Annotated in this window: 7 protein-coding genes; 1 reads left to right on the forward strand and 6 read right to left on the reverse strand. The window is 67.3% G+C overall.

Features of this window, described 5'->3' with window-relative positions; genetic code table 11:
• Positions 1–70 precede the first annotated feature (70 nt).
• A complete protein-coding gene (locus tag G5B46_RS04465; protein ID WP_240903304.1) occupies positions 71–1756 on the forward strand; it encodes a glycoside hydrolase 43 family protein in 1686 nt (561 codons plus the stop codon).
• 165 nt (positions 1757–1921) lie between these two features.
• Here the strand turns inward: G5B46_RS04465 and G5B46_RS04470 are convergent, their stop codons facing one another.
• The 6 genes from G5B46_RS04470 to G5B46_RS04495 form a co-directional block, all read right to left on the reverse strand.
• The gene (locus G5B46_RS04470; protein ID WP_165256420.1) at positions 1922–3871 is read right to left on the reverse strand and encodes a glycoside hydrolase family 97 protein; all 1950 of its coding nucleotides are present in this window, start codon (positions 3869–3871) and stop codon (positions 1922–1924) included.
• Between the two features lie 149 nt (positions 3872–4020).
• A complete protein-coding gene (locus G5B46_RS04475) occupies positions 4021–5910 on the reverse strand; it encodes a tyrosyl-tRNA deacylase (RefSeq protein ID WP_165256422.1) in 1890 nt (629 codons plus the stop codon).
• Positions 5911–5945: 35 nt separating this feature from the next.
• Positions 5946–6845 (reverse strand): hypothetical protein, encoded by a 900-nt coding sequence (locus tag G5B46_RS04480; RefSeq protein ID WP_165256424.1) that lies wholly within the window; start codon positions 6843–6845, stop codon positions 5946–5948.
• A gap of 192 nt (positions 6846–7037) precedes the next feature.
• On the reverse strand, positions 7038–8153 hold the full coding sequence (locus tag G5B46_RS04485) for a heparan-alpha-glucosaminide N-acetyltransferase domain-containing protein (RefSeq protein WP_165256426.1): 1116 nt from the start codon (positions 8151–8153) through the stop codon (positions 7038–7040).
• 9 nt (positions 8154–8162) lie between these two features.
• Positions 8163–10406, reverse strand: coding sequence for an alpha-N-acetylglucosaminidase (locus G5B46_RS04490; RefSeq protein WP_240903347.1), 2244 nt, complete (start codon positions 10404–10406; stop codon positions 8163–8165).
• 174 nt (positions 10407–10580) lie between these two features.
• Positions 10581–13262, reverse strand: coding sequence for a TonB-dependent receptor (locus tag G5B46_RS04495; RefSeq protein ID WP_165256430.1), 2682 nt, complete (start codon positions 13260–13262; stop codon positions 10581–10583).
• Positions 13263–13789: the final 527 nt, after the last annotated feature.

Here is a 13789-nt window from a genome sequence, read left to right on the forward strand (position 1 = left end):
TGGGATGGAAACGCGGATGGCTGGGTTTGGTCGTGGAGCTCTAGGGCTTGGACTGGTCGCGGCGGCGGCCTTGCTGGCGGCCTCCGCCTCGGCGGCCGACGGCGCCAGGGCCGAGCGGGCCTGGCTGCCCGACCAAGGCGACGGTACCTACAAGAACCCCGTGCTGGCCGGCGACTATTCCGACCCTGACGCCGTGCGCGTCGGCGACGCCTACTATCTGGTGTCGTCCTCGTTCACCAACGTTCCGGGCCTGCCGATCCTGAAATCGACCGACCTGGTCAACTGGACGATCATCGGCCACGCCCTGACCGCGATCACGCCGGAGGCCCACCACGCCACGCCCCGGCGCGGCGGCGGCGTCTGGGCTCCGGCCATCCGGCACAGGAACGGCGAGTTCCTGATCTACTATCCCGATCCCGACTTCGGCGTCTTTCTGGTCAAGGCCAAGGATCCGGCGGGCCCATGGTCGAAGCCCGTCCTGGTGGACGACCGGCGCGGCGTCATCGACCCCGCGCCCTTCTGGGACGACGACGGACAGGGCTGGCTGGTCACCGCCTTCGCCCGCAGCCGGGCCGGCTTCGCCAACGTCGTCACCGCCCGTCGCCTGAACAAGGCCGGCGACCAGGCCGTCGGCGAGGCGATCACCCTGGTCGAGGGCGACAAGCACCCCAAGGTGGCGACCTCGCAGGGGCCGTTCCCGTGGATGACCACCGAGGGTCCCAAGCTCTACAAGCGCGACGGCTGGTACTATCTCTTCACGCCCAGCGGCAGCGTGAAGGGCGGCTGGCAGGGCGTGTTCCGCTCACGCAAGCTGGAAGGCCCCTATGAAGGCCGCAACGTGCTCGACCAGGGCCGCACGCAGATCAACGGCCCTCACCAGGGTGCCTGGGTCAGCACCCCGACGGGCGAGGACTGGTTCCTGCACTTCCAGGACGCCGACTCCTACGGTCGCCGCGTGTGGCTGGAGCCCATGGCCTGGAAGGACGGCTGGCCCGTCATCGGAGAGGACAAGGACGGCGACGGCATCGGCGAGCCGGTGCTGGTCCACCGCAAGCCGGCGTCCAAGACCCCCTCCCCGCGCCTTGCGCTCGAGGACAGCGACGACTTCGACGGCGCGCTGTCCCTGGCCTGGCAATGGAACGCCAACCCGGCCGCCGACTGGGCCGACCTGAAGGCCGCGCAGGGCAAGCTGCGCCTGAAGTCGATCTCCTCGCCCGAAAACCTCTGGGAGACGGGCGCCCTGCTGACCCAGAAGCTGCCGGCCGAGCGGTTCAGCGCGACCACCAGGCTGGATTTCGCGCCCAAGGCCGTCGGAGAGCGCGCGGGCCTCGTGATGTTCGGATCGGACTATGCCTGGATAGGCCTGCAGAACACCGGCGCGGGACCGGCGCTCGTCCGTGTCGACCGCACCGGCGCCGACAAGTTCCAGCCCGAACGGGTCGAGATCATCCAGGCCGAGGCTCCCACAACGGTCTGGCTGCGCATGACCGCCGAGCCGGTCGTCGTGGCCGATCCGCCGCCGGACTTCTCGCCCTACTGGCCTTCGATGCTGCGGTCGCTGCACGCCAAGGTGACGCTGAGCTACAGCCTGGACGGAAAGACCTTCACCAGCGTCGGCCAACCCTTCGTCAGCCGTCCGGGACGCTGGGTCGGCAGCCAGATCGGCCTCTTCGCCCAGGCGCCGGCCGGCACGCCGTCCAACACCTCGACCCGCATCGGCTGGAGCGACTTCGACGGCTTCTGGGTCACGCCCTAGAAGCCGCCCCAAGCTCACTCGACGAACGATGATCGCTTGACTCCGATCTCAATTTTGATATCGATATCAAGCCTTCAGCAGCCTCCTGCGACGCTGCTCTCTTGGATCTACTTCCTCCAACACTCCCAAGGCGGGCGCCCTCTGCAGGCGCCCTTTTTTTTAGCCTCAGGCCGGCTCGAACCGAATGGCCTGGCCGCCGGCGGCGTTGAGCTGCAGACGCAGGCGCGCCCCGGCGTCAACAGCCTGGCGCTCGATCACCACGCGGGTGCGGTTGGCGGGCCTGGCCAGGTCGCCGTCCCTGTAGCGGACGGCGGTCCAGCGCCCTTGCCCCAGGAAGCCAAGATCAAGGGCCAGGCGCCGCTCCATCTCGTTGGTCAGCGCGCCCACGAACCAGAAGCGCCCCTTGCGGCGGGCGATGATCACGTACTCGCCCAGTTCGCCGGCGATCGCCCGGGTCTCGTCCCAGGTGGTCGGACAGGCGTCGAACCATTCCAGTTCGGGCCACGCCTTCTCCTCGTACTTCTCGGGCTTGTCGTACCAATAGAGCAGCGTCAGCGGGCTGTAGCAGGTCACCGCCAGGGCCAACTGGTGGGCGTTGGTGGTCTGGTTGCGCTCCTGGGCGTAGCAGATGGTGTAGTCGATCGGCCCGGCGATCGGCCGCGTGAAGGCCAGGTTCACGTGGTGGCGCGCGGCCGGGAACTGCTCGTTGCCCTTCACGCCCTCCAGGGTGAGGTAGTTGGGCAGGGTTCGCTCCAGCCCGGCGGGCCGCAGATTGTCGTGCAGGTTCACGACCATGCCGTGCTCGCCGAACGCCCGCACGACCTTGGTGATGAAGTCGACGTCCGACTGGCGCCCCTCCCACATGAAGCCCAGCTTCACCCCGGCCAGGCCCCAGCGCTGATACAGGCGGCACATGTCGGCCAGCGCCTTGGTCACCGCGACCCGGTCGATATAGACCAGCACGCCGATGTTCCGGGCCTTGGCGTAGTCGATCACCCGCTGCAGGTCCAAGGCGGCGATCGGCGCGGTCGGGTCCGAGGCGTCGGTTCCGTCGCCGTACCAATGGGCGTCGAACAGCACATAGGCGATGTTGCGCTTCTGGGCGAAGTCGACCGCCTTCAGCGAGGCGTCCGTCGAATAGGGCTTCATGATCCGGAAGGCGTGGCCGGGCTTCACCCACGAGACGTCGCCCAACTGGTTCGGCGTCGCCAGGGTTGGGACCACATGGTGCAGCTCGATCAGTCCCTTGGCGCTGTCGGCCGCCAGCAGAATCCGCCAGGGCGTCTTCTGGCCCACCTCGATCTCGAAGGTCGGCTCCTCGGGCGTGTCGTCCTCGCCGCCCCAGCCAGTGGCCCGCCCGGGATAGCGCATCAGGTAGGTGACGAGGCCGCCCTGCTCGTGCGCCCGCGCCATGCAGCGCGGATAGTGCAGCCGGTCGGACTCCGCCATGAAACCGTAAACGCCGTCGCCGACATCGACGGTGATCGGCAGGTCGGCATAGGCCCCCTTGTCGGACGAACCGGTCAGGTCGGGATGCTCCAGCGGCGCCAGGCCCGCCTGGGTGGAGACATGGATGTCGCCCTCGTCGCGGCTGGCGTAGAGGCGAGCGGCGTCAGGGAACCGGAAACGCGTCCGCTCGCCCATCAGCGCCAGCTTGCCGCCCTTGGGCAGCCCCGTCAGCACGTAGCGCACCGCGACCGCGCCGTTCAGCGCGCGCAGGACGATGTCGAAGCGGACGCCGGCCTTGGGATCGACCATGTGCAGGGTGATCTGCCGACCGGACTGGTCGTAGCGCGCGGACTGACCGAAAGGCGGCCGCCAGTCGCCCTCGAACGTTTCCGGCGTCGCGCCCACGACCTTCGCGCCCTCGCCCAGCAGCCGGCCCTCGGCCAGCCACAAGCCAAGCTCCGACGGCAGCAGCAGCGGCTTGCCGTCATAGGTGGCGCTCCATTTCGGCGTCGGGCCCGAAGCGTCCAGAGCCGCTCTTAGGCGACCGTCGGGCGAGACGACGGCATGGCTCCGAACGGCAAGCGCCGCCGTCGCCTTGGTCCCCGCCCCGGCCGCGGCGCTCGACAGCGCAGCCAGCGCGACCATGTCTCGACGTGTGGGCTTCATGGCCTCGCCTCCCCTGGGACTGCCTTATCGATCTTTCCGGGGAAGCTACACGAAATGATATCGATATCAACAACAGCGACATTCAATGACGCGGACCGGCTCCCGGACCGGGGACCACGTCCCGGACCAGGAGCCGGCCTCGCCGGCCGTCAGGCCGCGGCGGGATCCGCGCCCGCCGCGTCGTCGCGCAGCATCTTGCGGTACTCTCCCAGGTCCAGCAGGCGCGCGCTGGCCGCCGCCTGGCGCTCGTCGGAGATCTTGGTCAGCAGCACGGCGGCCTCGGCCAGATAGGCGGTCAGCTTGTCGCCGGTGATATAGCTGCCCTGCAGGCCGTTCAGCTTGCTGAAGCCGTCCGCGAAACTGCGGTTGAAGGCGTCGGACACCACGCCAACCGCCCGCCACTCGCCCGCCTGCCGGATGAAGAACTCGTCGGTCGCACGAAGCAGCTGTTCGAGGCGGCTCTTGCCGATCGAGCGATTGGCGAGACCCTCGACCACGGTGATTTCGATCCGCGCCTCCTCGGTGACCCGCCCCATGAACTGGGCGAACGAATTGAAGAAGCAGGCGATCTCCTCGATGATCTCCTTGGTCCGCTTCAGGGCGCTGATGCTGAGGTTCAGCGACTTGATGGCCAGCTTGATGGTTTCGTCCCGCGAGAGCTTGCCCTTCAGCAGCGCGTTGATCTTCACCAGCTTGGCGGCCTGCTCGCGCCGTTCGCGCTCGTAGGCCTCGGCCTTGTCCAGCATCTTCATCTGGATTTCGCGCAGGCTGGCGGCTTCGTCCTTCTGGTCCTGCGACAGCTCGCCCAGCCCCTGGGCCAGCGCGTTCAGCGACGCCTGCAGACCCGACAGCACGCCGACCAGGGCGATCACCTTGCTCTCGTCGTCGGTCAGCGTCTGCTTGGCGTCCTTCAGCCGCCCCTTGATCCCCTTGACCTCCTCGGCGTCGCCGGGCTGCTCGACAGTTTCCTTGGCGCCGCCCGCCTCGACAGGCTTGCCCGCGGCCTCCTGGGCGGTCTTCAGGTCCTTGCGCAGCCCGGCGACCTTGTCCTTGCTGTCGGATACCTTCTGCTCGGCGAGCACGAGGTCCTTCTTCTTGGTGGCGATCTCGGATTTGGTTTTCAGGACCTCGGTCGTGGAGTCGGGCTTGGGCGTGTCGCCGCCCTTCCCCGCCCCCGTGATCGAGTTCAGCGTCGAGGCGGCGATCACCGACGCGCCGCCGGTGGCGCCCGCGCCCAGCGCCATCGCGATCGGCGGCAGGGCGGCGGCCACCACCTGGGCGCCGATCTTGACGATCTGCATCACGAACGCCCGCTCCTCGGCGGTCGTGGCGCGCTGCTCGTACGAACGCGCCTTGCTCTCGAACTTCTCGACCTCGTCCTGCAGATCCTTGACCAGGGCCTCGATCTGGTCGCGATCGGCCTCGGCCTCGTTGATCTCCTCCAGCAACGCCTTCTGGTCGGCCAGACGGCTGGAAAGCACCTTCTCGCTGCTCTGCGTCGCGGCCGCGGTGTCGGCGATGATTTCGTCGTAGGTGGCGGCGATCGTCGACAGCTTGCCCCGGATATCGGTCGCCTTGGCCTTGATGTCGGTCGCGGTCTTCAGCAGGTCGGTGGTCAGGAAGGCCCTGACGCCCTCGACGTCGCCGTCGTCCTTGGCGTCCTGCCAGTCGGGCAGGCCGATATCGAGGAAGGTGATCACGTCCTCGGCGGCCTCCATGGCGTCGGACATCACCAGTTGGCTGGTGCGCTGGGCCTTGAGAAGACGATCCATGATCTTGGCGATCTTGACGCGGATATCGCCTTCTTCCTGCGGGGTGGTGTTGTAGGCGATGTAGAGCAGGTCGATGGCGTTGTCGGTGTCGGTCTTGGCGCGCTGGACGTCGTACGCGCCTTCGATCTTGTTGACGTAGTGCTTGACGATCGCCGCGCCGCGCTCGGGCAGTTCCAGCGGGTTCTTGGCCCGCAACGCCTTCACCTCGGTGTCGATCGCCCTCGAGATCTGCTCGGCGCGGCTTTCAAAGGGGATGCTGTCGGGCATGTCTTCGCCTCCTGGTCGGGACTGGAAAATCGGAACTACTGAAAGCAGGCCGTGAACTGCTGCGGGGTCAGCACCGTCCTGGCCTGGTCGTACAAGGCGCTGGACTTGCCCTGCACGCCGTCGACCCGCGCGGCCAGGACCCGGACCAGCCGGCCGGTCCGCGCACGGCCGTCGGCGGTGTCGACGCGCCTGGCCTCGCCGAGAGCGCCGTCGAATTCGTTCAGCAGCTGCATGTTGCGCAGGACTTCCGGGCGCAGGATCGCCAGCGCCGCCTGCAGGCGGACGATCGACGCCTCTGTGGCCTCGATCTGGTCGGAGGTCTGCTTGGCGTCGCGCTCGGCGGCCGTGAGCAGGGTCTGGCTCTCGTCATAGCGCGTCACCGCCGTCTGCATCCCGGCGACGGCGTCGTTCAACCTCTTTTCGGTGGGACCGATCAGATGGTCGTTGTTCTCGATCTGCCCCGTCAGCTGGGCGATCTCGACCGCGAGGTCGCAAAGAAAGCCTAGAATGGTCCAGCTGTCCTTGCAGCGCCGCACCGCCTCTTCCTTGGCGGCCTTGTAGCTCTTGAGCTTGTCGAGATCGCTGCGCAGCTGAGCGAGGCGGCCGCTGGCGTCATTGTATTCGCGCAGGAACCCGTCGTATTCGGCGCGCCTCTGGACCAGCAGCCCCTCCAGTTCGCGCTTGTGAGCGACCAGTTGGCCCAGGCGAAGCTGATCGGCGTCACGCTCGGCGACCATCGCCGCGTCCTGCTGCTCGAAGCATGTGACGCGACCGGCGATGTCGGCCTGCGTCACGCGGGCCACCTCAAGCTTCTGTTCGAAGGCGGCGATCGCCGCGGGCGTCAGGATGTCGTCGCTGGAAGCCGCATTGGCGGAGCCAAGCCCCAGCAGCAGCACACAAGTCGCCGCCAAAGCGGCGCCGAAAGACTGACGCAACGCCTCGCGCCAGCCGCCACGGCGTGCCAGCGCTCTCCCGCCGCGTGACGGCCAAGGCATGACGCCCCCCTGATACGACGCACCCCCGTGCATCGCATCAAAATCGCCTTAAAATTGATCAAAGGCAACACGCGCCGATAGATGGAACTGCCGTGAACGAGGCCAATGGCTGAGGCCAAGGCTTCCGGATCGCTAGAGCTTCACCACCATGCCCCGCCGATACATCACCCACCCCAGCAGCCAGCACACCAGCATGTAGGCGACGGCGCAGAGGAGCGAACCGAGGCCTCCCGGCGCAATCGCCTGGAAGAGGTGGATCCCGATCCACTCATAGGGATCCAGCCCGCCGGCGACCTCGAACTGGCGCAGGGTGATCACGAAGAGTTCCGAGAACAGGTAGATCACCAGCGGATTGAGGCCGAACACCTGGAAGAAGCGCGTCGCCGCGTTTGGTTCACGCCCTTCCAGCAGCGCCGCCAGGGCGGCCAGCAGGATCAGGTCCAGGCCGACGGTCAGCAGCACGAAGCTTCCGGTCCAGAGCTTCTTGGCGATCGGGAACCATGGGCTCCAGGCCAGGGCCGCCAGGATCAGAACCCCGCCCAGACCCGCCATGCGGATCAGCGTCTTGCGGCCGTCGCTGGCCTGGCGCAGGGCGCGGGCGGCCAGATAGCCCGCCAGCACGTTGACGGTCGCCGGCAAGGTTCCCAGCAGCCCTTCGGGGTCGAAACCGCCGTCCTTGCGATAGAGATGGTCGCGGCCGACGACCAGCAGGTCGAGCTTGGTTCCCGCGTTGCCGAGCTTGGAATAGGGGTCGCCGTCGCCGAAACCCAGCAGGATCGCCCAGTAGCCCAGCAGCAGTCCGCCGCAGAGCGCCAGGATCCAGCGCGGCGACAGGTACCGGGCGGCGAAGGCGGCGATGGCGTAGCACAGGGCGATGCGCTGCATCACGCCCATCACCCGCGTCTGGGAGAACGGCGCCAGCGCCCAGTGCCCGTCCACGTGATGCACGAACGGATACCAGTACATCAGGAAGCCGAGCAGGAAGATCAGCGCCGTGCGCTTGGCCACCTTGGCGCTGAACGCCGGCAGCGGGATCGGCCGCGAGAACGCGAACGCCATCGAACAGCCGACGGCGAACAGGAACGACGGAAACACCGCGTCCGCCGCCGTGAAGCCGAACCACTTGGCGTGGACCAGTTGCTCGAACGGACGCGCACCAGGCCCGGCCGTGTTGACCACGATCATCAGGCAGACGGTCAGGCCTCGGAAGACGTCCAGCGACAGGAAGCGGGATGCCGGCTTGGTCATGACCCTCTCCTAGGCGCGGTCGACACGGGCGATCAGCGCCCTGACGGCGCCGACGGGGTCGGACGGACGCGCCTTGCGATAGGCGGTGTCGGCGGCGACCCAGGCCTTCTCCCAGGCGATGCCGTCCTTGACCACGGCGGCCTCGTCGAACGGACCGGTCCCGGCCGCCTTCAGGGCGTCGAGGAACCGGCCCCAGCGCGGCAGGTAGAAGTCGCGATACAGCCCCTGCCAGGCCTTGGAGGCGTAGTCGTTGAGGTTGCCCTCCCCGCCCCAGATCGTGACCTGGGCCTTGGCGTTGGCGACGTAGGCGGCCTTGTCTGTCGGGGTGTCGCCATAGGCTCGGGCGTCGTCGATCCACGTCGCCAGGGTCTCGGGCTGCACGCCCAGCAACGCGTCGACGGCCAGGGCCAGGTCCTCGACCTTGCGGCGTGCGAGGTCGCCGGCGACCGCGTCGCCCTTGCGATAGGCCACGACGGCGGCCTGCAGTTGGACGTCGATCTCCAGGCTGGCCAGCTGGCGCGTTGCGTCGACCAGGTCGATGACGAACAGCGGCTCGTTCGCATAGGCCGGCGCCAGCGCCGCCAAGGCGCGGACGGCGGCGTCGAGCTTGGCGCGGTCGCCCGGATGGCCCGGGAACTCGCCGATGGTCGCCGTCGGCCGCTTGAAGAACAGATAGGCGCCGGCCCTGCTCTTCCACCAGCGCGAGCTCCAGTAGCGGGTCGAATAGGCGCCCTGCGCCAGCAGCGCCATCGCCGCGTCGAGCTCGGGGCTGGTCCTGCCGTAGCGGGCCTTCGAGCGGCTCGACAGCCAGGCGGCGGTCGAGGCCCCGCCCCCGTTCCAGGCCAGGTCGTAGGTCGCCTCGTAGACGATCGAGTTGTTGTGCAGCCCCTCGGGGAACATGCCGAAGCCCGACAGCTTGCCGGTGTCGGGATTGGCGACCAGGGCTGCGATGTCGGTTCGGTAGTAGTCGAGGTCGCCGTAGACCGGGTTGCTGCCGCCGTAGTTATGGACGTAGCCGTAGATCCACGGCTTGCCGCCGAAGGCCTTGGCGTTCTTCCAGACCGCCGGATAGCGGTCGTTGCCGATGTCGAGGATCATCAGCTTGTCGTCGGGCACGCGGCTGAGATAGGCGCTGATCGCGGCCGGATCCCAGAAATGGCTGTCGGCCCCGAACAGCCAGCCCTGCATCACCCACACCGCGTCCGGGCGGCTCTGGCGGATGGAGTCGTAGATCGCCTTGCCATAGGCGGCCAGACGGCTGGCCTTCAGCGCCGGATCAAGCTCGACCTTGGTCTTGGTGGCCGCGGTGTTGGCCGTACCGTCGCCGTAGGCCGCATCGCGGGCGTCGGCCCCGTCGGCGCTGATCGGCGGCAGCATCTCGTTGAAGGAGTCGGCGAGGTAGTAGGTCCCCGCGCCATAGGTCTGGGTGTAGAGCGCCAGGAACCGCCCGGCGATCCTGGCGAACAGCGGATCAGCCGGGTCCAGCCAGTAGGTCTCGTGAAAGCCTTCCCACGGCCGCATGCGATAGATCTTGGCTTGCGGGTGCTTGGCCGCGAAGGCCTTGGGCACGTAGCCGCCGAAGGCCGGCAGGATCGGCGTCATGCCCAGGCTGCGCATGCGAGCCAGGATCTTGACCTGCAGATCCTTCTTCTTGTCGATCCAGGCGGTCGGCAGCGGGGCGGCGTAGCCCTCGATGTTGCCCATCCGGTGCCAGGGCGTGAAGGCCGCGCCGGAGAAGTAGTCGGCAAGTTCGGCCTCGCTCAAGCCGAATTCGCGCCACAGGGCCCGCCAGACATATTCCTGGCCTTCCATGGCCAGCGGCATGTCGACGCCGTGGACCGCCATCCAGTCGATCTCGCGGGTCCAGCGCTCCCAACCCCACCAGGGCGTGGTGTAGCCGTAGGTGCAGGTGTTCAGGTAGGCGCGGTGGGCGAAGGGGCTTTCCACCCGACCGGTGTCGGCGTCGGGCAAGCGGGCCGGCAGGGCGACGCGGTCGCCTTCCCAGCTGACCTGCGCCGCCCCGGCCTCCTTGAGATAGGCGTAGGCGCCGCGCACCAGCGCCACCGGCGTGTCGCCGCTGATCACCAGCTCGCCGCCCGTGGCCCTCACGGCGTACCAGGGCTTGCCGCTCGCTGTCGAAGACAGCGCCAGGTCGATCTTGTCGGCGCGCGGACCGAACCGCCGCTTCAGGACCGCCCTCGCCGCGTCGAGCCCCTCGCCCCCGCGCGTCGCCGCCATGGCCAGCGAAGGCATGGCGGCCAAGCCGAGGACAGCGAAGGTCTGCTTCAGGGTCTGGCGGCGCGAGGGTCGAAACGACATCGAGACAACTCTTCTTCTGAAACGAAAATCTGGTCGCCGCCCAGGAGTCAGGCGGCGACCAGCAGTTGCGCCGCACGGACGGCGTCTCCGGGGAGGGAGATGGGGGAACTACATCTTGTACTGGAACGACAGGTAGTAGCTGGGGCCGGTGACCGAGGTCATCTGCCAGCGGCTCTTGTCGAGCAGGTAGGCCTTTTCCTGAGCGTTGTTGATGTTCATCGCCGCGAAGGACAGGCTGAGGCGTTCGTTGATGTTGTAGCCGAGGTTCAGGTCGAACTGGGTGCGCGAAGCGACCGTGTGGCCCAGCGGACCGGAGAAGAAGCTCTCCACCGAGGTCTGGTCGTAGGCGCTGCGGTAGTTGGCCGACAGACGCGCGCTGAAGGTCTGGTTCTCCCAGTAGACCGTGCCGTTGGCGGTGTGCTCCGACAGGTTGGCCAGCTTGAAGCCCGTCACCGAGGTCGCCGGATTGACGTGCGTGTAGTTGGCGATCAGGCCGAAGCCCTCGATCGGCAGCCAGGCGTCCAGCGACTGCTGCCAGTTCACCTCGTAGCCGTGGATGTCGACCGTGCGGCCGTCGTTGAAGCTCTGGGTGATGTTGTAGGTGTCGCCAGCGCTCGACAGGCAGACGCCGCCGCTGTCACGGGTCAGGGCCGTGCCTTCGTACGACGCCGGGCAGGTCAGCGAGGTGTAGACGCCGTTCTTGACCTTCTTGGAGAAGAAGCCCGCCGACAGGCCGTTGCCCGCCCCGTAGTACCACTCCAGCGTCACGTCGATCTGGTTGGCCGTCATCGGGTTCAGGTCGCCCTGGCCGATGGCGATCGTGTAGACGCGGTGACCGGTGGTGTCGACGGCGCTGGTCATGGTGGTGGCCAGCTGGTTGCTGGAGTCGATGATCGGACGCACCAGCACCTTGGCGGCGGCGAAGCGCAGCAGCAGGTTGTCGGTCAGGTCGACGCTGATGTTCGCCGACGGCAGCACGTTGTCGTACGACTTCTTGGTCGTGTAGGTGCCGGCGACCAGCTTGACCTCGGTATTGCGCGGGTTGGCCGCGCCGCCGATGTAGCCCGCCACCGTCTGGTCGGTGCTTTCGCGCCGGACGCCGAAGTTGCCGCGGAAGGTGCGCGAGAAGATCTCGCCCTTCAGGTTGGCCATCGCGTAGAACGAGGTCAGGTCGCGCTCGACGCGATAGGTGCCGGCCGGGTCAAAGGCCTCGTAGACGCTGATCCCTTGCGCCTTCAGCGCCTCGCGATAGGCGTCGAGGTTCGGCGACACCCAGGTCGACGGCAGGGTCATCTCGCCGTCCAGGAAGTTGCTGACGGTGATGCCGGTGGCGGCCATGGTCGGCGACCACGAGGCCGGAATGCTGTCGGAGCCGTCCTTGCGCACGACGTAGCGCTTGAGCACCTCGTGGCGGATCTTGGCCCCGGCCTGCACCGACTCCAGGATGCCGAAGTTCAGGAACCGCTTGGCGTCGAACTGGCCGGCGTCCTCGTAGGAGTCGATCGTGCGGTAGGCGCCGTTCGGATAGGTGTTCCGCACCAGGGTCGCCGGAGTGTACTGGGCGGTGTCGCTCAGCGCCGTCGAGGTCGTGAAGACGATGTTCTTCGGGTTGCTGATGTCGACCGTCGCGCTCGGGATGTTGATCCCCAGGATCGCGGCCTCTTCGTTGAAGATGGCGTGACCGCGCGAATAGTGGGCCACCGCCTTCAGGTCCCAGTCCTCGAAGCCGGTCCAGCGGGCGCTGGTGGTGAAGGCGCCGGTCGACTGCGGACGGGTCTCGTGCTGGTGGTTGTTCTCCAGGCGGAAGTTGCTGACCTGCACGCGGGTGGCGGTGTTGTTGGCGCTGGCCAGGGTGACGACGTTCGAGGCCGACGGCGTCGTGAACAGGAAGACCTGCTGGTGCAGTTCCTGCGTCGTCTCGTCCTTGGCGTAGGTGGCGATGGCGTCGACCTGCAGGCCCTCGATCGGCTTGAACTGGATGGCGCCGTTGATCATGCTGCGCTTGGTTTCGCGGTCGATCCGGCGATAGCGCAGGCGGGCCGGCGTGTAGACGCCGCTGTTCACGGTCCAGCGGTCCATCCAGAGATAGTCGCCGCGGTCCTTCAGCTCCTGGTAGCCAGCGCCGAGGAAGACGCCGATCTTGTCGTCGAGGAAGTGGTCGACATAGGTCGCGCCGTACTTGCCCGTCGGGCTGCCGCCGATCAGTTCCTGCTGCTGCAGCTTGCCGGCGAAGATCAGCTGGCGGCCCTTCACGTTGAAGGGGTGGACGGTGTCGATGTTGACCGTGCCGGCCAGGCCGCCGGCGTCCATGTCGGCGGTCGGCGACTTGTAGACCTGGATGCCCGAGGCCAACTCGGTCTGGATGACGTCGTAGCGGAAGCCGTCGGTGAAGTTCGAGCTCTTGAAGGTCTGGCCGTTGACCGTGGTCAGGGCGTACTGGGGCCCCAGGCCGCGGATGCTGATCGTCGAGCCGCGGCCGTTGATGTTGGAAATCTGCACGCCCGGAATGCGCTGGATGGCCTCGGCGATGTTCTCGGACGGGAACTTGCCGATGTCCTCGGCCGAGATGCCGTCAGACACCCGCACGTCGTTACGCTTGGTGTCGAGCGCCGTGGCCAGGCTGCGGCGGAAGGCGGTGACGACGACCTCGTCGACGGCCTCGCTGGGCGCCGGTTCGGGCGCGGTCTGGGCGAGCGCGGGGCCCGCGAAGCTGGCGCCGGCCAGCAGGGCCAGCACGAAGGCCTTGCGCAGCGCGTCGGGCCGGGAAGTCGTAAGCTTGTGACCGATCATGATGCTATCCCCTCAAGCGGACGCGGCGCGCGCGCCCAGTGAGCGCCGCTCCCCCGCGGCGCCGTTTCGGGCAGACCATTTGAAGACCTTTTTTCGCTGCCCACTGGAACCGTAGGCGCCGCCCGGAAGGCGGTCAAAGCTTGCAACCCGCTCTAATGCTTGAATTTAACAGCCGACCGCCGGATAGGCGCCGATGGTTTCGGGCTCAACCGACGTGTAACCACTGGCGCGCGACCAAATATCAGAATTATCAATATGATATGCGGATATCACTCACGCATTCGAGCACGAGGCATGATACCAATTTAATGCCTTTTTTGCGACCATTCGCGCATAGCGAGCGCGACCCGCGCAGCCGTGGCGCGCAATTGGCGGATCAGCGCTCGCCCAGCTTGCAACCAAGCCGCAAAAAGCAAGACGCCCGCGCTCCGATCCGATCGGAACGCGGGCGTCGATGCCCCGAGTCGCGGCGCCGTGGCTAGCGGGCGAGACCTCTGGAAAGGCCTTCGCAAACAGCCTCGGCCCTG

This window comes from Caulobacter sp. 602-2 (assembly GCF_011043625.1).
Classification (GTDB): Bacteria; Pseudomonadota; Alphaproteobacteria; order Caulobacterales; family Caulobacteraceae; genus Caulobacter.